We start from the raw sequence: 19,808 nt of genomic DNA, 5'->3' as shown, positions 1-19,808 counted from the left end.
ACTCGGATGGAGGGTCCAGAAGGCCAAGAGTCGGCAGGGCTAGATGAAGCTGAAGCCGACCTGGAAGAGTTTCTCCACGTCCTTGGTCTGCTTGCGATCCACGATGAACAGGATCACGTGATCCTCGGCCTCGACCACGGTGTCGTGGTGCGCGATCAGCACCTTGTCCTCGCGCACGATCGCGCCGATCGTCGTGCCCTTGGGCAGCTTGATCTCGTCGAGGCGGCGTCCGACGACCTTGCTGCTCTTCTTGTCCCCGTGCGCGACGGCCTCGATCGCCTCGGCCGCACCGCGCCGCAGCGAATGCACGCGCACCATGTCGCCGCGACGCACATGTGCGAGCAGCGCCGACACGGTGGATTGCTGCGGCGAGATCGCGATGTCGATGGCGCCGCCTTCGACCAGGTCCACGTACGACAGGCGATTGATCAGCGACAGCGCCTTGCGCGCGCCCAGACGCTTGGCCAGCATCGCGGACAGGATATTGGCTTCGTCGTCGTTGGTGACGGCGCAGAAGGCATCGCAGTCCTCGATGTTCTCCTCGACCAGCAGTTCCTCGTTGGCGGCGTCACCCCACAGCACGGTGGCGCGCGTGAGCTGCTCGGACAGGAAGCGCGCGCGTTCGCGCGAGCGCTCGATGACCTTGACCTGCACCTCGCCTTCGAGCGCGCGCGCCAGGCGCAGGCCGATGTTGCCGCCGCCCGCCAGCATCACGCGCTTGACCGGGCGGTCCATGCGGCGCAGCTCGGACATCATCTTGGGCACGTGCTCGGCCGCGGCGATGAAGAACACCTCGTCCTCGGCCTCGATGATGGTGTCGCCCTCGGGCAGGATCGGGCGGCCACGGCGATAGATCGCCGCCACGCGCGCATCGATGCCGGGCAGGTGCTGCGGCAGTTCCTTGAGCTGGCGCGAGACCAGCGGGCCGCCGTAGTAGGCCTTCAGGCCGACCAGGCGCACGCGGCCGTCGGCGAAATCGACCACCTGCAGCGCACCCGGGTATTCGATCAAGCGATGGATGTAGTCGGTGACCAGCTGCTCGGGCGAGATGTGCAGGTCCACCGACAGCGCGTCCTGCCCGAACAGCTTCTCCTCGGAGAGGTATTCGGCGGAACGCACGCGCGCGATCTTCGTCGGCGTCTGGAACAGCGTGTAGGCGACCTTGCAGGCGAGCATGTTGGTCTCGTCCGACTCGGTCACCGCGATGATCATGTCGGCGTCGTCCGCGCCGGCGCGGCGCAGCACTTCCGGGTGCGAGGCGAAGCCCTGCACGGTGCCGATGTCGAAACGTTCCTGGAGGTCGCCGAGCAAGGTGGCATCGGCGTCGACGACGGTGACGTCGTTGTTTTCGCTGGCGAGGTTCTCGGCCAGTGTTGCGCCGACCTGGCCTGCGCCGAGGATGATGATTTTCACGTCGTGGTGTCTGCGTGCCCCGCGGCGAGCGGCACCTTACGCCCGGGCATGTTGCGGTGCAAGAACGCGCGTTTCAGGGTCGCGCCCGCGGCTTGCGCCGCACGACGGTCAACGGTGACCAGGCCGGGAACGCAGGCTCCCCCAGCAACTGGCCGTTCTGGTAGCGCGCGGCGATGCGGTATGGCTGGCGTGCGGCGCTGTTGTCGTAGACGGTCGCCTCGTCGCAGAGCTGGATCGCTTCCTCGACATTGGTCCACAGGCGGCGATAGCGCTCGCGCACCTTCTGCTCGGGTACCGAGTGACCACCCTGTTCGGCGCGCAGCCGCGTACGGAACACGGTCAGCTCTTCCGGAACCAGCATCACGTGCAGGAACACCAGGTAGCCGGCATCGCGCGCCCGGCGGATCAGGTCGATCTTGGAGGGGTGCGAGAACACGGTTTCGGCGATGAACGACCGCTTCTTGACGATGGCGGCGTTGCGCGCCTTTTCGGCCAGCGCCGCGGCATCGTGACCGTGGGCTTCCTCGTCGCCGGGCCATTGCCGGCGCGCGATGAGATCGGCGTTGATGAACGGCAGATGCGTGGCCGGCCCCAGCACCTGCTCGAAGAACGTCGTCTTGCCGGCCCCATTGGACCCGACCAGCAGGTGCAGGGCGGGCATCGCCCAGGACCTAGCGCTTGCGCGCCGTCTTGCGGATCGCGGTGACCTTCGTGGGGGCGGCCTTGGGTTCCGCGGCAGCCTTGCGCGCCGCCGGCTCGCGTACGATTACGTCGCCGTTCTGGTCGAGTTCGGCATAACGGTGACCGGTTTCGCGAAAGGTCTTGTCCAGCCGCAGACCGGTGCGCAGGGAATCGATGCGTCCGCTCCAGACCGCGCGCACGACCGCCTGCTCCTTGGTGGAGAGCGTGTCGTAATCGCCGCCACCGTCGAGGACCCGGCGGATCTGGTCGGCCGACACTTCGGGCGAGCGCTCGAGCTCTCGGCCGATGCGCGCCCAGTGGCTGACCTGCTGGGCCACGCTGCGGCTCATGCGCGTGGCTTCGCCGCGCGCGGCATCGGTGATTTCAGCTTCCAGGCGGACGGGGGCGAGGGCGGTACCCATGGGCGTTCCTTGCGAGGACATCTGGATCAAACGTAGCAGATTGCTACGTTCATTTTCCAGTTTCGGCGCGCCTTCTCGATGCTTTCCCTACGCGGCCGCTCGCCCGGTCTTGCGCAGGCAGGCGTAATAGAAACCGTCGAAATCCGCGCCCGGCGCGATGCGGCGACCGAACTTGCGCGCCTCGCCCCAGGGCGCGTCGATCGCCTCGTGCTTGGCGTCGGCCTGCAGCAGGAAGAATTTGCGGATCACGTCCTCGCCCTCGGCGGCGAGCACCGAGCAGGTCGCGTAGACCAGCCGCCCGCCGGGCGCGAGCAGCGGCCATAGCCCGCTCAGCAGGCGCAGCTGTTCGGCCGCCATGCGCGGAATGTCGTCGTGACGGCGCAGCCACTTGATGTCCGGATGGCGGCGGATCACACCGGTACCCGAGCACGGCGCGTCGAGCAGGATGCGGTCGAAGGTTCCGCCGTCCCAGCGGTCGCGCAGCAAGCCCGCGTCCCACGCCAGCATCTGCGCCGACAGCTGCAGGCGCGACAGGTTTTCCTGCACGCGGCCCAGGCGTTCGACGTCGCGATCCAGTGCCAGCATCTTCAGGTTCGCGCGCTCCAGCGCATGCGCCGTCTTGCCGCCGGGTGCACAGCAGGCGTCGAGCATGCTCTGGCCGTCTTCGAGCTGCAGCAGGTCAGCGGCCAACTGCGCCGAAGCGTCCTGCACGGACACCTCGCCCTCGGCGAAACCGGGCAGCCGTTCCACCGGCACCGCGCTCTCCAGGACCAGCGCGTCGGGTGCGAATTCCAGCGCGCGCGCGTTCAGTCCAACGGCGCGCAGCTTGGCCGTGTAGTCGTCGCGGGAAATGCGGCGTCCGTTCACGCGCAGGGTCAGCGGCCCCTGCTCGTTGCCGCCGGTGAGCACGCGCTCCCAGGTTTCGGGCCAGTCGCAGCGGATCGAGTCGATCATCCACGTGGGATGCGACCAGCGCCGCGCGGCGTCGTCTGCCGCCGCCAGCTCCAGCGCCCGCTGCTCGCGCTGGAAGCGGCGCAGCAGCGCATTCACCAGCGCACGGCGCCCGGGTACGCCGAGAATCTCGCAGGCATCGACCGTTTCGCTGACCGCCGCGTGCGGCGACACGCGCATCGAACGCAGCTGGTAGAGCCCGACTTCGATCAGCGCCGCGATCAGCGGTTCGTCGGTGAGCGGGCTCTTGAGCATCTTGGCCATGATCGCGGCCAGGAAGCCGTGCTCGCGCAGCACGCCGTAGGTCAGTGCACGCAGCAGGCTGCGATCGCCGGGCGACAGCGCCACGTCGTGCTGGGGAAGGACATCGTCGAGGCTGCGGCCGGACAGGACGGCGGCGACCGCGACAGCGGCCGCGGAGCGCGGAGAAGGATTCATTCCCGATTATCGCGCAGCGGCGGGCAGCGTGATCTCGAAACAAGTCCCGCGAGGCACCGGCATCAACGCGATGCGCCCGTCATGGGCCTGCAGCAGCGAGCGCACGATCGACAGTCCCAGCCCGGTATTGCCGGCGCCGCGCGCGGTCGTGAAGAAGGGTTCGAAGATGCGCGCCGCGTGGTTGGCGGAGATGCCGGCGCCGTCGTCGGCGACCTGCAGGTCGACCTCGTCGCCGCGCATCTGCGCGCGCAGCACGGCGTGCGCCGCGGCGCCTGCGTGCTGGCGCACGTTGTCGAGCAGGCTCGCCAGGATCGAGTCGACGGTGTCCGCGTGGAGCCGTACGAACAGCGGCGTCGCCGGCGCTTCGACCGCCACATCCAGCCCGCGCTCGCGATAGCGGTTCGCCAGCGCCTCGAGCACCGGCCGCAGTTCGGTGCGCGTGCCGGCCGTGTCGCCGCCGGCCATGTCGGCGCGCGCCAGCTCGAGCAGGCGCTTGACTAGGCGTTCGAGCCGCTCGGCATCGGATTCGAGCAGGGACAGGAAACGCTCGCGCTCGCCCGTCTCCATGTCCTCGCCGTGATCTCGCATCAGTTCGACGGTGCCGCGGATCGCGGTCAGCGGCGTCTTGAACTCATGCGAGACGTGAGCCGCGAAATCGCGGATGTAGCGCGCGCGCTCTTCCAAGGTGCGCGCCATCGCGGCGACCGTCTCGGACAGCTCCGCGATCTCGCGCGTGCCGGCATGGCGCAGCGGGGTGACGGCATTGGGCTCGCCGCGCGCCGCGCGCCGCGCCTGTTCGATCAGCGCGCGCACCGGCCGGCCGATCGTCACCGCGGTGAACAGCGACAGCGACATCACGATCGCCAGCAGGCCGGCGCCGCCCCAGATGAGCTGGCGGCGCTTGCCGCGGATGGCCTGCTGGATGTTGGCCGGCGTGCGCAGCAAGGTCACCGCGCCGAGCACGCGGCCGTGATGCAGGATCGGCACGGCCACGGCGACGCGGATGCGCGCGCCGCGCGAGATCGAATCCAGCGGGGGCGGCGGCGCCTGGCTGCTGCGCCGTCGCATCAGGCTGACGTATTCGCCGGCCAGCGCGCGCTGCGCCTCCTCGTGATTGAGCAGCGACTGGCCGACGTCGCCGCCCGTGGTCGCCACGATGACGCCGCGATAGTCGACGACGCGCATGCCGGCCAGCGTCGTGACCTGCGCATCGCGCAGCACCGGCTCGAGTTCGCGCCCGACGGCGGCGGCAATCGGATCGGCCGGCTGGTCGGTGGGCTCCGATCCCGGCGGGACCGGCAGCACCGGGTCCTGCGCGAGATCCAGGCGCACCAGCTGCGGCCGCCAGGGACCCGTGGAGGGATTGGCTCTGGGCTCGATGTGGGTCGGCGTCACGCCGTAGTCGTCCAGCGAGGTCAGCGCGAGCGGATTCGCAGGCGCCTTGCCGCGCGCGGGGCGGATCGTGCGATCGAACAGCGTGCGGTAAGCGGCGCTGACGAAGACGCCCTGCGCGATCAGTTCGGATTCGGTCTGGCGGATCAGCGCGCTTTCGTACACGCGCAGCACCGCGATGCCGCCCAGCGGCAGCGCCAGGATCACCAGGTTGATCAGGATCAGCACCGTGCTCAGGCGCGGACGCCACGACCGGCGCGAGCCGGCGCCGATGTCCGGCGAAGGGCCTGGTTTCACTGCGCGTGTCTCAGGTGCAGGGCCCGAGCTTGTAGCCGATGCCGTGCATCGTCTCGATCGGATCCACGCCCAGCGCGGCGAACTTGGCGCGCACGCGCCGCACGTGGCTGTCGATCGTGCGATCCGACACGACCTTGTGCAGCTCGTAGGCGTGGTCCATCAAGTGCTCGCGCCGGCACACCTTGCCGGGTCGCGCGAGCAAGGTCTTGAGGATGCCGAACTCGGTCAGCGTCAGGACCAGTTCCTGGTCGTCCCAGAACGCCTTGTACTGATCACCGTCGAGCGCCAGGCGACCGTGGCGCAGGCGCGCGGGTGCCGTGGCGGGTTCGCCAGCGGGGGGGCCACTGCGGCGCAGGATCGCGCGCACGCGCGCCACGAGTTCGCGCGGCGAGAACGGCTTGGAGAGGTAGTCGTCGCCGCCCAGTTCGAGGCCGACGATACGATCCACCTCATCGTCCTTGGAACTGAGGAAGACGATGGGCGTGCTGCGGCCGGTTTCGCTGGCGCGGATGCGGCGGCAGACCTCGGTGCCTTCGAGTTCCGGCATCAGGATGTCCAGCACGATCAGCGCGGGACGCTCGGCGGCGAACTTCTCCAGCGCCTGCGCGCCGTCTTCGGCCGCCACCGTGTTGTAGCCGGCCTTGCGCAGCGCGAAGCAGACGACTTCGCGGATGCCGGCATCGTCGTCGACCACCAGGATGGTTTGCATGATGCGGCGAGCTTAGCAACGGCCGCCGCTGCAAAACCGGCCTGCACTGCGTTTGCACGAAGTTTCGCGGCGCTTGCACGGCGTCGTCGCGGGTTCGCGCAGGGCGCCACCCGACACTGGCCGCACCCATCCAGCGGAACGCGCCATGAACTTCACCGACCTCTGCATCACTGCCGTCTTTGCCTTGTTGCTGACCGCCCTCGACGAGGGCGGCACCGCCCTGACGTGGTTCTGAGGATCCCGCCATGACCACCACGGATATTCCCTCGCGCATGGGCCAGCTGATGAACAAGCCGGGCCCGCGCCTCGCCGGGATCGGCCTGCTGATCCTGCTGTTGCTGATCCCGCTCGGCATGATCGAATCGAAAGTCAGCGAGCGCGGCCAGCGGCGCGACGAAGCGGCCGCCGACGTCGCGCGTTCCTGGGGCAGGGCGCAGTCGCTGGCGGGGCCGATCCTGCGCCTGCCGTACACGATCCGCTGGCGTGAAAAGGACGAGGAGCGCAACCGCACCGGCTGGCTGGTGCTGCCTCCGCAGAAGCTCGATGTGGTGGCCCGGCTGGACACCGAGGTGCGCAAGCGCGGCATCTTCGAAGTGCCGGTCTATCGCGCGAACCTCAAGTTGCGCGGACAGTTCAAGCTGCCCGAGCCCTCTGACCTTGGCGTGGTGTTCGGCGACATCGATTTCGGTCGTGCGGAAGTCATGATCGGCATCGCCGAGCCCGGCGCGCTGTCGGCCGACAGCCGCGTGCAGGTGGACGGCCAGGTGCTGGTGCTCGAGCCGTCCGCGCAGTCGCTGGGTACGCAGGGCGTGCACGTGCTGATGCGCCAGGGCGTCGCTGCGGAAAAACTCGCGCAGGGTGTCGCGTTCGAAGTGGACCTGAACCTCAACGGTTCGAGCGCGTTCCACCTCGCGCCGGTGGCGCGCGAGACGACCTTGTCGATCGCCAGCAACTGGCCGCATCCGAGCTTCGGCGGCAACGGTCTGCCGCGGGAGAGCGAGATCTCCGGCGAGGGTTTCAAGGCGGCGTGGTCGGTGTCGCACCTGGGCCGCGGCTATCCGCCGGTGTGGCTCGACACCGAGGTGACGCGCGAGCAGATCGACGCAGCCGCGTTCGGCGTGGAACTGTGCGTGCCGGTCGATCCGTATCGCATGGCCGAGCGCATCGCCAAGTACGGCGTGCTGGTGTTGCTGCTGAGCTTCGCCGCGATTTGGGTCATGGAACTGCTGGGCGGGCGGCCGCTGCATCCGGTGCAGTACCTGCTGCTGGGCGGATCGCTGTGCCTGTTCGGACTGCTGCAGCTGTCGCTGGCCGAACACCTGGGCTTTGCGGTGGCGTTCGTGCTCGCCGCGGGAGCGGTCGTGCTGCAGGCGTCCTGGTACGCACGCGTGGCCACCCGCAGTACGCGCCGCGCCTTCGCACTTGGAGCCTTGCTCAGTGCCTGGTTCGGCTACCTCTACGTCGTGCTGCAGGCCGAGGACATGGCCTTCCTGCTCGGGGCACTCGCGCTGTTCGCGGTCCTCACGGCCGTGATGTGGGCCACGCGAAAGGTGAACTGGTCTTCGAGCGGCAACTGGGACGTCGCCGACGCGACGCTCGAATGAACGCGGATTCGAATCGATCCTGAAGGAGACCAGACATGAAGAGCGTCGATGTGATCGTCGTGGGCGGAAGTTTTGCGGGCCTGAGCTTTGCGCGGCGGGCGGCCGCGCAGGGGCTGGACGTGGTGGTGATCGATCGCAAACCGGAGCCGGGCGAGCAGGTGCACACCACCGGCCTGCTGGTGCAGGAGGTCGTCGAGAAGCTCGATCCGCCGCGTTCGCTGCTGCGGCGTATCGAGACCCTGCGGCTGTACGCGCCGAATCTGCGCCACGTGGACCTCACGGCGCCCGGTTACGGATTTCATGCGACCGATACGGCCGGCCTGATGCGCTGGATGGCGGACCGGGCCAGCCATGCTGGCGCCGAACTGCGCTGGGGCACGCCGTTCCGCCACGCACATCGCGCCGACGGATGGATCGTGCTGCCGGAGCAGGGTTGTCGTGCGCGCTGGCTGATCGGCGCCGACGGTCCGCGCTCACGCGTGGCCAGCAGTTTCGGGCTCGATGCGAACACCGAATTCCTGCTCGGCGTCGAGATGGAATGCTGCGGACTGGCGCCGGACGTGGATCGGCTTCACTGCTTCGTCGATGCGGATCTCGCGCCGGGTTACTTCGGATGGCTGTTCACGGGTGTCGGCGGCGTCGCGCAGCTCGGTATCGCCGGGCGTCTGCCGCACCAGCCGGATCTCGACGCCCTGATCGGGAAGCTGCGCAAGCGATTCGACTTCCGGCTGGCCACGCGCATGGCCCGTCGCGGCGGCTTGATCCCGGTCGGCGGTCCGCTGCGGCGCTGGCACGCGCCGGGTGTGGTCCTGATCGGCGACGCGGCGGGGCTGGTGTCGCCGCTCACCGCCGGCGGCATCCACACCGCGATCGAGAGTGGTGAGCAGGCGGCCGACGCGCTGGGCGGCGCGTTGCGAAATCCGCGGCACGACCCGATCGCCGAGATGGTGGCGCTGCGCCCGTCGTTCGCCCGCAAGAAATTCATGCGCAGGGCGTTCGAATCGTGCTCGACCAACCGGCTGCTCGACGCCGCGATGTGGGGGCCGCTGCCGGGTGCTCTCGCGCGGCACGCGGCGTTTCATCGTGCGCCGCCGCAGCGGGAATCGGCGGTCGGGTCGGTGGTGGCCCGGACGTAGGTTGGGGCGATGAGAACTCCCTGACTTCGTCCGGGCTACGGGTTGCGCGCTGCTGCTTCCTTCTGCGCGTCGAGATGCCGCGCGAGGATCTCCTCGACCTGCTGTTCCCACTTCTGCACTTCCTCGAAGTAGCCGTCGAGGACGCAGGTGGCGCAGCCGCCGGCACAGCAGTCCGGCCGCTCGGGTCGGGGTGGCAGTTCGGGTTCCGGCAAGACGTGGGGACCGGCGGTCGTCATCGGCCGACGAGCGTAGTACCGACGTGCCGCAGGGTCGAGTTCGAAGCCTCTCGTCGGTCCATCAGGAACGCTGGGCCTGCGGTGAGACCCGAGCCCGGAGAGCCTGCCTAGGATGATTGGCATGCAAGCCCGACCCCCTTCCAGGACGCTCGTCGAATTCCTGTTCCGTTTCGCCGCGCTGGCGATCCTGACCATCGCGGTTCTCGCCAGCGTTGCAGTCCGCGCGTCCCGCGACGAGCCGGCGGCCGAGCCCGCGGCCTCGAAGCAGTACGTGCCGGACACGGCCGAAGCGGTCAACGATCGTCGTTACCCGATGGTCTACGCTGACGCCGCTGCCCGACGCTGAGTCGCTTTCTTCAGGTCAGCCGCTGATCCAGCGGGGGCCGTTGGCCGTACGCGGCCATCGGGCTGGAAGGCCTGCCTCCCGGCCGCTGCATCTCGATGATGCGCAGGACGCCCTGCGACGTGGCGACACTCAGGCCGCGCTCGTCGGCGGCGAGTACCGAGCCCGGTTCCGAGCTTCCGGTATCGCGCCCCGTTTCGAGCGCGGCCCGCAGCAACTTGATGCGCTCGCCGTTCCATTCGCACCAGGCGCCCGGCATCGGGTTGTAGCCGTGAACGCGGCGCAGCAGTTCGGCCGCCGGCAGCGACCAGTCCAGGCGCGCCTCTTCCTTGGTCAGCTTGCTCGCGTACGTGGCGCCTTCGGCCGGCTGCACCTGCGCCGGCAACGCGTTGCGCTCGATCCCGTCCAGGGCCTGGACGATCAGCCGGGCTCCCAGCCGCGCGAGCGCGTCGTGGATGTCGCCGGAGGTCGCATCGGCGGGAATCGGCAGCGCCTCGAGCAGCAGCATCGGCCCGGTATCCAGGCCTGCGTCCATCTGCATGATCGTCACGCCGGTCTGCGGGTCACCCGCCAGCACTGCACGCTGGATGGGCGCCGCGCCGCGCCAACGCGGCAGCAGCGAGGCATGGATGTTCAGGCAGCCGCGACGCGGAATGTCGAGCACGGCCTGCGGCAGGATCAGGCCGTAGGCGACCACGACCATGCATTCCGCATCCAGGGCGCGCATTTCATCGAGCGCCGCGTCGTTGCCCCGCAGCTTGGCCGGTTTGAAGGTGGGCAGGCCGAGCGTGGCGGCGCGCTGGGCGACCGGCGAGGCGCTGAGCTTCTGACCGCGGCCCGCCGGGCGATCGGGCTGCGTGTACACCGCCACGATCTCGTGGCCGGCTTCGACCAGTGCGTCGAGGGCCATCACGGAGAACGCCGGCGTGCCGGCGAAGATCAATCTCAAGCGGGCGACCTCAAACGAGGCGGCTCAAGCGACCTGCCGCTGTTTGCGCAGCTTCTTGTTGATGCGCTCGCGCTTCAGGCTGGACAGATAGTCGATGTACAGCTTGCCGTCGAGATGGTCGATCTCGTGCTGGATGGCCTGGGCCAGCAGGCCCTCGGCGTCGATCTCGAAGGATTTTCCCTGGCGGTCGAGCGCGCGCATCTTCAGCCGGTTGAAACGCGGCACCTTTTCATTGGTGTCGGGCACGGAGAGGCAGCCTTCTTCCATCTCCATGCGATCGGAAGATTCCACGATTTCCGGGTTGATCAGCACCACCGGTTCCGGAGGCCCTTCCTTGGGGGCGCAGTCCATGACGGCCAGCCGCAGCATCACGCCGACCTGGGTGGCAGCCAGACCCACGCCGGGCGCGGCGTACATGGTCTCGAACATGTCTTCGATCAGTTTCTGCAGGGCCGCGTCGAACGCGGTGACCGGCGTGGCTTTCTGGCGAAGCCGCGGATCGGGATGCTCCAGGATGGGAAGTAGCGCCATGGAAAGAGTTGCGAAGCTACTGCTAGAGTTGACGCCAAGCCGGTGTCGCGATTCGGGTTTGTGCCAGAATCATGCGGGGAACCAAGGGAAGCGCCGTCATGGGAAATTATAGTCGGTCTGGGTGGGGCTTGGATCGTCTGATGCGCGTCGTGGCGGGGGCCGGCACGGCCGCTGTCCTTGCCGCTTGCGCGACGACCACGCAGGCGCCTGAACCGGCTCCCGTGCCGCCACCCGAAGCCGTCGTCGCTGAACCGGTGGCGCCCGTCCGGCCGGCCCCGACGCCCCTCCTGGAATCCGCGCCGGTCGTGCGCGAGGACGCGCCGCTCGAATACGTCGTGAAGAAGGGTGACACGCTCTGGGGCATTGCAAATCGCTTCATGCTCGACCCCTGGCAGTGGCCCGAGGTCTGGTATGTCAACGACCAGGTCCGCAACCCGCACAAGATCTACCCCGGCGACCGGCTGAAGCTGGTCTATGTCAACGGCCGTCCACGCCTGGGCACCGACACGCGCGTCTCCGGCGTGGGGGTCGAGCGTCTTTCCCCGCAGGTTCGCGAAGAACCGCTGGATGGCGCGATTCCGATCATCCCGATCGATGCGATCCGCAATTTCCTTCGCGGACCCCGGCTGGTCACCAGCGATGAACTCAACGCCTCTCCGTACCTGCTCGCGTTCGACGACGACCACCTCGTCGGCGGGCAGGGCGTGAACATCTACGTCGAGAACCTCGAGCCGGAACAGGCCTATACCTATTCGGTCGTCCGCCGCGGCGAGATGTATCGCGATCCGGACAATGGGGACACGCTGGGTTACGAGGCGATCCCGGTGGGCGACGCGGAAGTGCTCGAGTACGGCAAGCCCAGCACCGCGCTGCTGTCGCGCAGCCTGCGCGAGGCGCTCGTCGGCGATCGGCTGCTGCCGGCGGAACCCGAAGCGTTCAGCGAGAACTTCTATCCGCGTGCACCGGCCGGGGCCATCGATGGTCGCATCATCGCGGTCACCGACGCGCTGTCGCAGATCGGCCAGTACCAGATCGTGACGCTCAATCGTGGCACCGACCACGGGCTCGAGCCGGGGCATGTGCTGGACATCCTGCAGTCCAATCGCATCGCGCAGGACCCGTACAGCATTCGCCGCGTGAAGCTACCCGATTCGTTCGTGGGCCAGCTCATCGTCTTCAAGGTCACGCCGCGCGTCAGCTTCGGCCTGGTGATGGCCATCACCGAGCCGGTGCACAAGATGGACAAGGTCGAGAAGCCGGTCGCTGGCCGGCGGTAAGCCGGTCGGGATCCTGGGATGCCGCCGGAGGAACTGCGCGGCTGGCTGAAGTTGATCCGGTGCCCGGGACTGGGCGCGGCGCAATTGATCGGCTTGGTGAAGCAATGCGGATCTGCGTCGGCGGCATCGTCGGCCAGCCGCTCCGTCTGGAGCGCCGCAGGTATTGCGCGCACCGTACGGGATGCGCTCGATTCGCTGGACACCCATCAGCACGAATCGGATGCCGCGTGGTGTGAGGAGCCTCGTCGCGGCTTGATTCCGTGGAACGACGCACGCTATCCGCAGCGTCTTCGCGAAATCGCATCCTGTCCACCGGCGCTGTTCTACCGTGGCGACCCCGATCTGCTGTTGCTGCCGCAGATCGCTGTCGTCGGATCGCGCAACGCCACCCCGCAGGGGCTGGAAACGGCGGAGGGCTTCGCGGCGGAACTCGCCCGTCGCGGCCTGACGATCACCAGTGGTCTTGCGCTGGGCGTGGATGGGGCCGCGCATCGGGGAGCGCTTTCCGTCGAGGGCAACACGATCGCGGTGTGCGCGACGGGGCTGGATCGCGTGTATCCGTCGCGGCATAAGACGCTCGCGAGTGAGATCGATCGTCGCGGCCTGCTGATATCGGAGTTCGCGCCGGGGACTGCACCGCGCCCCGAGAATTTTCCACGCCGGAACCGCCTGATCTCGGGCCTGGCGCTCGGCGTCCTGGTCGTCGAGGCCGCCAGCGAGTCGGGTTCGCTGATCACCGCCCGTCTGGCGGCCGAGCAGGGGCGGGAGGTGTTCGCGATCCCGGGGTCGATCCACAACGTGATGGCGCGCGGCTGCCATCGCCTGATCCGGCAGGGCGCGAAGCTGGTCGAAACCGTCGACGACATCCTCGAGGAGATCGGCGGGCAGGTGGGCTCCTGGCTGCGCTCGATCCCCGTCGCGGATGAAGAATCGAAGCGGGCGGAAGGGCATCGGCACCAACGGATTCTCGACGCCCTGGGCGATCAGCCCTGCGCCATCGACGCCTTGGTGGAAGCGCTGGGATTGGGTGTCGATCAACTCAGCGCAGCGCTGATCGAGCTGGAACTCGAGGGCCGCGTCGCGCCGGCCGCGGGTGGCCGGGTCATGCGCCTGAAGGGACCTGCGGCTCCGGTCGCGGACGGCGGCTCGAAGCGGTAACGGAAATGTCGTGGACAGAATCCGGGCCGCTCGCTTAATGTCAGGTTGTGCGCGCGCATGTCGTCGTGGCGCGGGCGCCGACACGAGGCGACCATGAAAGAGACCGTGCTGGACGTGCTGATGTATCTCTTCGAGAACTACCAGCACGGTGAGTTCGTCGACACGGGAAACCAGGAAAACCTGCGGGATGAACTGACCGCCGCCGGATTTCCCGTAGAAGAAGTCAATCACGCGTTTTCCTGGCTCGATGGCCTCACCGAGCAACGCCAGCAACCGCTGATCTTCGGACCGCGCGGCTCGCTGCGCATCTTCGCCAAGCAGGAACAGGAGAAGTTGTCGGTCGACTGCCGCGGCTTCCTGCTGTATCTGGAGCAGCTCGGCATCCTCGACAGCACCGCTCGCGAAGTCGTCATCGATCGCCTGATGGCATTCTCCGAGGAGATCGATCTGGAGCGCGTGAAGTGGGTCTGCCTGCTGGTGATGGTCAATCATCCGGATTCCGAGGAAGCCTTCGGGCACCTGGAAGATCTCATCTATTACCAGGGCAATTACCTGCACTGAGTGAGGGCCCTTCCGCTGCGTTGTGCCGGCGGAAGGGTCCGCTGAAGCCGCGGCTGCTTCGACGATGACGGCGCCCCATGTTCCGGACCCTGGGGTCGCGACCCGCGACGCGGACGTGCGCGCCTTCGAGGAGTTCGACCGGCTGCTGCTGGTGCAGCGCTGGCTGCGCGTGGCGCCATTGGCGATGGTCATCGTCGCCTGCACCGAGCTTGCTGCCTGGATCACGCCGGCCTTCCCGAAGGGCCCGCTCTACACGCTGGGAATGGAAGTCGCGCTGCTATGCGTGTGGCTGATCGTGCGCAAGGATCCGCCGCGCGCCGTGCTGCGCACGATCAACGTCGTTGCCGGGGCCTGTGGCGCGGCATTCGCAGGATCCGCCGCGATGCTGGAAGGCGGATTTTCATCGCTGCACGTCATGGCGATGCCCTGCCTGCTGGCGTTCATGACCGCGTTGCTGGCGATGGAGCCCGTCGAGGTCATCGCCATCGTCGTACTGTCGATGATCACCTGGCTGTGCGTCATCCTGGTCGGCGGGCCGCAGCCGCCGGCCTGGCACGACATGACCACGGCACTCATTTATATGACGGCGTTGAGCGTGATCACCGTCGGCTGGGTCGCCCACAACCGTCAGCTCCGCCAGCGGGAGTTCGTGGCGCGCCGGCGGATCGAACAGGTGCACCGTTTCGCGGTGGAGGAAGTGCTGTGCCGGCACCTGCCGCCACGCTACGTCGAAAGCGTGCTGGCGGGCGAGGAACTGCTGGACGCCCCTCCCGCGCGGCGGTGCCTGACGATCCTGTTCGCGGACATCGTCTCGTTCACGTCGTTGTCGGATGCGCTGTCGCCGGACGAACTGGGGCTGGCGATGGCCAAGTTTTACGACCGCACGGCGTCGGTTGCCTTCGAGAACGGCGCGACGATCGACAAGTTCATCGGCGACGCGGTGATGGCCATCCTTGGCGCGCCGGAGCCGCTGTCACCCGAGGAGCAGGCACGACGTGCGCTCGCGACCGCGCGCGCCTGGCAGATTGCAGTGCGCGACATCCTGCCCGGCACCCAGAGCTTGCGGCTGAGGATCGGCATTCATCAGGACGACATCGCGGTGGGCAGCTTCGGGGGCCGGCATCGCACCGATTACACGGTGCTGGGGCTGGGCGTGAACATTGCGGCGCGCCTCGAAGCGATGTGTCCTCCTGGCCTCATCCTGATGTCCGACCGCGTGTTTGCACAGCTCACGCCACCCCCCGATGCCCGTCAAATGGGGGCCTTGGAACTGCGCGGTGTGCCACGTCCGGTGACCGCTTTTGCGGTCGGCGACGGGAGCTGAATCGACCGCTCGACTACCCGTGGTCGGCTGGACAGGGGTTCACCCTGCGCTTATAAGCTTCGCCCCCGCGGGCCGTCCGGTTCGCGTCAGCCGTGATCCGATGAGCAAAAACCTGGTCATCGTCGAGTCGCCTGCAAAGGCCAAGACGATCAAGAAATATCTCGGGCCCGATTACGAGGTGCTTGCCTCGTACGGTCACGTGCGCGACCTCGTGCCCAAGGATGGCGCGGTCGATACGAAGAACGGCTTCGAGATGAAGTACCAGATCATCGAGAAGAACGAGAAGCATGTGCGCGCGATTTCCGCCGCGCTCAAGCTGGCCGACACGCTCTATCTGGCAACCGACCCTGATCGCGAGGGCGAAGCCATTTCCTGGCATCTGGTCGAGCTGCTGAAGGAAAAAGGCGCGCTGAAGGGCAAGCCCGTCAAGCGCGTCGTGTTCCACGAAATCACCAAGGCCGCCGTCAATGAGGCCATCGCCAACCCGCGCGACGTCGCCTACGACCTGGTCAATGCGCAGCAGGCGCGCCGCGCGCTGGACTACCTGGTCGGTTTCAATCTTTCGCCGCTACTGTGGCGCAAGGTGGCCCCGGGCCTGTCCGCGGGTCGCGTGCAGAGTCCGGCGCTGCGCCTGATCTGCGAGCGCGAAGAAGAGATCAAGAAGTTCGTCGCGCAGGAATACTGGACGATCGAGGCGCGGGCGCAGAAGGAGACGCAATCCTTCGCCGCACGCCTGATCGAACTCGACGGCGTGAAGGTCGAACAGTTCACGTTGACCGATGTCGGTGGATCCGAAGCCGCCAAGCAGCGCCTGCTCGATGCCGCGCGTGGCGAGCTGCTGGTCAAGAGCATCGAGAAGAAGCAGCGGCGCCGTTTCTCGAGCCCGCCGTTCACGACCTCGACGCTGCAGCAGGAAGGCAATCGCAAGCTCGGCTTCACGTCGAGTCGCACGATGCGCGCCGCGCAGCAGCTGTACGAAGGTGTCGATATCGGCGGCGAGACCGTGGGCCTGATCTCGTACATGCGTACCGACTCGGTGAATCTCGCCAACGAGGCCATCAACGAGATCCGCCACGTCATCGTCGAGCAGTTCGGTTCGAAGGGATTGCCCGACGAGCCGCGCTATTTCAAGGCCAAGTCCAAGAACGCGCAGGAAGCGCATGAGGCCATCCGCCCGACGTCGTCGGCGCGGCTTCCCAAGGACGTGGCGAAATACCTGAGTCCGGATCAGGCGCGTCTGTACGAGCTGATCTGGCGCCGCGCGGTCGCCTGCCAGATGACGCCGGCCGTGTCCGATACCGTCACCGTCGAGCTGCGCGCCGGAGAGGCGCACGCGTTTCGCGCCAATGGATCGGTCCTGATCGAACCTGGATTCCTCGCCGCCTACAACATCAAGGCCGACGATCCGAACGACAAGGACGAGGACGACGAGGACGACAAGCGCCTGCCGGCGATGGTCGAGGGCGAGCACGTCAAGCTGCTGGAAGTCATCGCGGACCAGCATTTTACCGAGCCGCCGCCGCGCTACACCGAAGCCTCGCTGGTCAAGACGCTCGAGGAATTCGACATCGGCCGCCCGTCGACCTACGCCTCGATCATCTCGACCTTGCAGAGCCGCGAGTACGTGCGCCTCGAAGGCAAGGCGTTCAATCCGACCGATGTCGGCATGATCGTCAACCGCTTCCTGACGGATCATTTCCGCCAGTACGTCGACTACGAATTCACCGCCAATCTCGAAGAAGAACTCGACGAGATTTCGCGCGGCGAGCGTGAGTGGGTGCCGGTTCTCGAGTCGTTCTGGGTCCCGTTCAAGGCGCGCGTCGACGAAAAGCAGGAACTGTCGCGCAAGGAGGCCGTCGCGGACGCCCGCGTCATCGGCGTGGATCCGGTCAGCGGCAAGCCGGTCACCGCGCGACTGGGGCGCTACGGGCCGTTCGTGCAGGTCGGCAGCAAGGAAGACGTCGACAAGCCGCGTTTTGCATCGCTGCGCGCCAACCAGCGCATCGACACGATCACCCTCGAGGCGGCGATGGACCTGTTCAAGCTGCCGCGCAAGCTCGGCGCGCTGCCCACCGGCGAGGAAGTCGAGACCAACATCGGCCGCTTCGGGCCGTACGTGCGCTACGGCAAGGCGTTCGTGTCGCTGAAGAAGGACGATGATCCGTTCACGATCGAGCTGCCGCGCGCCATCGAGCTGATCGAGCAGAAGGCTGCCGCGCTGGCGGCGGCCACGATCAAGGAATTCCCCGGCACCGGCATCCGCATCATCAAGGGGCGGTTCGGGCCGTACATCACCGACGGCGAGCGGCGCGCGAACATCCCGCGTGCCCGCGACCCGGAAGCCCTGTCGGCGCTGGATTGCGAGTTCTTCCTGCACGAAGCTGCGCAGAAACCCAAGCCGGGCGCCAAGGGCAAGGGCAAGGGTGCGAAGGCGGCGACGAAGGCTGCGGACGACAAACCAGCGACCAAAGCCGCCAAAACTCCAGCGAAGAAAAAAGCGCCGGCCAAGAAAGCGGTGAAGAAAGCAGGAAAGAAGAAGCCGTCGGCTTGACGCCCCCTGACCTCATCCCGAGAATACGCGCCCGTTTTGCGGGTCGCTTGGAGGGATACTCAAGTGGCCAACGAGGGCAGACTGTAAATCTGCTGGCTTACGCCTACGAAGGTTCGAATCCTTCTCCCTCCACCATGGCTTGCAGCACGGGATCGGTGGCAGTCGGGCGGGTGTAGTTCAGCGGTAGAACTTCAGCCTTCCGAGCAGCATGGCGTGGAGATGGTGATCCCCATCACCCGCTTGCGTCATGCGGGTGAGTAGTCGAGGCGGGTGTAGTTCAATGGTAGAACTTCAGCCTTCCAAGCTGATAGCGTGGGTTCGATTCCCATCACCCGCTCCAGTTTTTCGCTTCAGAGGCACGTTTCCCCCTGTAGAAGCATCGCCCACTTAGCTCTAGTGGTAGAGCGCACCCTTGGTAAGGGTGAGGTCACGCGTTCGAATCGCGTAGTGGGCACCAAATCAGTAGAGGTTGCGCGGCGATTCGAACGCGCGACCTTGCGGGATCAGCGGTTCGTGCGGTCGCTTGACGCGACCGCAGGCGTTCGAATCGCGGAGTGGGCACCAATTCAAGTGGGACGCCGAAAGCGGCCCACGTCTTTTCGTCAGTGACAGCAACCCAATTACCGAGAGCTAAGAGCGATGGCCAAGGAAAAATTCGAGCGCGTCAAGCCGCATGTGAATGTGGGGACGATCGGGCATGTGGATCATGGCAAGACGACGACGACGGCGGCGTTGACGAAGATTTCGTCGGACAAGTTTGGCAAGACGAAGTATGTGGCGTACGACGAAGTGGCGAAGGCGTCGGAGTCGCAGGGTCGTCGTGACAGCACGAAGATTCTGACGATTGCGACGAGCCACGTGGAGTATGAAACCGACGCGCGCCATTACGCGCATGTCGACTGCCCGGGCCACGCGGATTACGTGAAGAACATGATCACGGGTGCGGCGCAGATGGACGGCGCGATCCTGGTGGTGTCGGCGGTGGACGGCCCGATGCCGCAGACGCGCGAGCACGTGCTTCTGGCCAAGCAGGTTAACGTTCCGAAGATCGTGGTCTGGCTGAACAAGTGCGATCTGGTGGAAGACGCCGAGTTGCTCGACCTGGTCGAGATGGAAGTGCGCGATCTGCTGAGCAAGTACGGTTTTCCGGGCGACGACACCCCGGTTATTCGCGGATCGGCCACCAAGGCGATCGCGGGTGAGAAGGAGTGGGTTGCCAAGGTCGAGGAGCTGTACGCGGCGCTGGACAGCTTCATTCCGGAACCGCAGCGCGAGACGGACAAGCCGTTCCTGTTGCCGGTGGAAGACGTGTTTTCGATTTCGGGTCGCGGCACGGTGGCCACGGGCCGTATCGAGCGCGGCATCGTGAAGGTGGGCGAGAACGTCGAGATCGTGGGTATTCGTCCGACGGCGGTCAGCACGATCACGGGCGTGGAAATGTTCCGCAAGCTGCTGGATCAGGGGCAGGCGGGTGACAACGTGGGTCTTCTGCTTCGTGGTACGAAGAAGGAAGACATCGAGCGTGGTCAGGTTCTGTGCAAGCCGGGCAGCATCAAGCCGCACAGCAAGTTTGAGGGTGAGGTGTACGTGTTGACCAAGGAAGAGGGCGGTCGTCACACGCCGTTCTTCAAGGGTTATCGTCCGCAGTTTTATTTCCGTACGACCGACGTGACCGGCAATGTTCAGCTGGGCGAGGGCACGGAGATGGTGATGCCGGGCGACAACGTGAAGGTGACGGTGGAACTGATCAACCCGATCGCGATGGAGGAGCAGGTCCGCTTCGCCATCCGTGAGGGTGGCCGTACCGTCGGCGCCGGCGTCGTCACCAAGATCCT

At 66.9% G+C, this 19,808-nt stretch carries 18 protein-coding genes and 4 tRNA genes; 13 read left to right on the top strand and 9 right to left on the bottom strand.

All coding sequences use genetic code 11. The features are described from left to right. Positions 1-39: 39 nt before the first annotated feature. From trkA to DFR24_RS12325, 6 genes are all read right to left on the bottom strand, one after another. Entirely contained in the window at positions 40-1,413 is a 1,374-nt protein-coding gene (trkA, locus tag DFR24_RS12350) for a Trk system potassium transporter TrkA (protein ID WP_133881723.1), read from the bottom strand. A 73-nt stretch (positions 1,414-1,486) separates the two neighbouring features. Further along, positions 1,487-2,074: a zeta toxin family protein gene (locus DFR24_RS12345; RefSeq protein ID WP_133881722.1), complete on the bottom strand. Its 588-nt coding sequence runs from the start codon at positions 2,072-2,074 to the stop codon at positions 1,487-1,489. A 10-nt stretch (positions 2,075-2,084) separates the two neighbouring features. Continuing rightward, entirely contained in the window at positions 2,085-2,516 is a 432-nt protein-coding gene (locus tag DFR24_RS12340; protein WP_162851183.1) for a TA system antitoxin ParD family protein, read from the bottom strand. Between the two features lie 87 nt (positions 2,517-2,603). Beyond that, positions 2,604-3,905, bottom strand: a complete 1,302-nt coding sequence (rsmB, locus tag DFR24_RS12335) for a 16S rRNA (cytosine(967)-C(5))-methyltransferase RsmB (RefSeq protein WP_133881720.1) — start codon at positions 3,903-3,905, stop codon at positions 2,604-2,606. A gap of 6 nt (positions 3,906-3,911) precedes the next feature. After that, positions 3,912-5,594, bottom strand: coding sequence for a sensor histidine kinase (locus DFR24_RS12330; RefSeq protein WP_210772653.1), 1,683 nt, complete (start codon positions 5,592-5,594; stop codon positions 3,912-3,914). 10 nt (positions 5,595-5,604) lie between these two features. Continuing rightward, positions 5,605-6,303, bottom strand: coding sequence for a response regulator transcription factor (locus tag DFR24_RS12325; RefSeq protein ID WP_133881719.1), 699 nt, complete (start codon positions 6,301-6,303; stop codon positions 5,605-5,607). 245 nt (positions 6,304-6,548) lie between these two features. Here DFR24_RS12325 and creD point away from each other — a divergent pair, with 245 nt between their 5' ends. Next, positions 6,549-7,907 carry a cell envelope integrity protein CreD gene (gene creD, locus DFR24_RS12320; RefSeq protein ID WP_133881718.1) on the top strand — a complete coding sequence of 453 codons (1,359 nt, stop codon included), beginning with the start codon at positions 6,549-6,551 and terminating at the stop codon, positions 7,905-7,907. Between the two features lie 35 nt (positions 7,908-7,942). Then, positions 7,943-9,043 (top strand): NAD(P)/FAD-dependent oxidoreductase, encoded by a 1,101-nt coding sequence (locus DFR24_RS12315; RefSeq protein ID WP_133881717.1) that lies wholly within the window; start codon positions 7,943-7,945, stop codon positions 9,041-9,043. A 35-nt stretch (positions 9,044-9,078) separates the two neighbouring features. Here the strand turns inward: DFR24_RS12315 and DFR24_RS12310 are convergent, their stop codons facing one another. Next, on the bottom strand, positions 9,079-9,279 hold the full coding sequence (locus tag DFR24_RS12310) for an oxidoreductase-like domain-containing protein (protein ID WP_133881716.1): 201 nt from the start codon (positions 9,277-9,279) through the stop codon (positions 9,079-9,081). Positions 9,280-9,400: 121 nt separating this feature from the next. On the opposite strand from DFR24_RS12310, the gene DFR24_RS12305 reads away from it, so the two are divergent. Next, complete coding sequence (locus DFR24_RS12305; protein ID WP_133881715.1) at positions 9,401-9,625, top strand: hypothetical protein; 225 nt, start codon at positions 9,401-9,403, stop codon at positions 9,623-9,625. 10 nt (positions 9,626-9,635) lie between these two features. Here the strand turns inward: DFR24_RS12305 and fmt are convergent, their stop codons facing one another. Both fmt and def read right to left on the bottom strand, forming a co-directional pair. Continuing rightward, positions 9,636-10,571: a methionyl-tRNA formyltransferase gene (gene fmt, locus DFR24_RS12300; protein WP_133881714.1), complete on the bottom strand. Its 936-nt coding sequence runs from the start codon at positions 10,569-10,571 to the stop codon at positions 9,636-9,638. A gap of 24 nt (positions 10,572-10,595) precedes the next feature. Continuing rightward, positions 10,596-11,102, bottom strand: a complete 507-nt coding sequence (def, locus tag DFR24_RS12295; protein ID WP_133881713.1) for a peptide deformylase — start codon at positions 11,100-11,102, stop codon at positions 10,596-10,598. A gap of 140 nt (positions 11,103-11,242) precedes the next feature. Here def and DFR24_RS12290 point away from each other — a divergent pair, with 140 nt between their 5' ends. The 10 genes from DFR24_RS12290 to tuf form a co-directional block, all read left to right on the top strand. Continuing rightward, positions 11,243-12,379, top strand: a complete 1,137-nt coding sequence (locus DFR24_RS12290; RefSeq protein ID WP_246051644.1) for a LysM peptidoglycan-binding domain-containing protein — start codon at positions 11,243-11,245, stop codon at positions 12,377-12,379. Positions 12,380-12,397: 18 nt separating this feature from the next. Further along, positions 12,398-13,537 carry a DNA-processing protein DprA gene (dprA, locus tag DFR24_RS12285; protein ID WP_133881711.1) on the top strand — a complete coding sequence of 380 codons (1,140 nt, stop codon included), beginning with the start codon at positions 12,398-12,400 and terminating at the stop codon, positions 13,535-13,537. Positions 13,538-13,630: 93 nt separating this feature from the next. Further along, entirely contained in the window at positions 13,631-14,098 is a 468-nt protein-coding gene (locus tag DFR24_RS12280; protein WP_133881710.1) for a DUF494 family protein, read from the top strand. 64 nt (positions 14,099-14,162) lie between these two features. Beyond that, positions 14,163-15,422: an adenylate/guanylate cyclase domain-containing protein gene (locus DFR24_RS12275; protein ID WP_133881709.1), complete on the top strand. Its 1,260-nt coding sequence runs from the start codon at positions 14,163-14,165 to the stop codon at positions 15,420-15,422. 100 nt (positions 15,423-15,522) lie between these two features. Then, a complete protein-coding gene (locus DFR24_RS12270; protein WP_133881708.1) occupies positions 15,523-17,973 on the top strand; it encodes a DNA topoisomerase I in 2,451 nt (816 codons plus the stop codon). Between the two features lie 49 nt (positions 17,974-18,022). Then, positions 18,023-18,108, top strand: a tRNA-Tyr gene (locus DFR24_RS12265). 31 nt (positions 18,109-18,139) lie between these two features. Beyond that, a tRNA-Gly gene (locus DFR24_RS12260) sits at positions 18,140-18,214 on the top strand. Positions 18,215-18,239: 25 nt separating this feature from the next. Then, positions 18,240-18,313 (top strand) — tRNA-Gly (locus DFR24_RS12255). Between the two features lie 41 nt (positions 18,314-18,354). Beyond that, positions 18,355-18,430, top strand: a tRNA-Thr gene (locus DFR24_RS12250). A 182-nt stretch (positions 18,431-18,612) separates the two neighbouring features. Further along, the coding region (tuf, locus tag DFR24_RS12245; RefSeq protein ID WP_162851270.1) for an elongation factor Tu at positions 18,613-19,808 on the top strand (1,196 nt) is incomplete at its 3' end.

The organism is Panacagrimonas perspica (assembly GCF_004364935.1).
GTDB classification, from domain to species: domain Bacteria; phylum Pseudomonadota; class Gammaproteobacteria; order Nevskiales; family Nevskiaceae; genus Panacagrimonas; species Panacagrimonas perspica.
The sequence above is the reverse complement of the archived record's forward strand: the minus strand, read 5'-3'. Positions and strand labels throughout refer to the sequence as shown.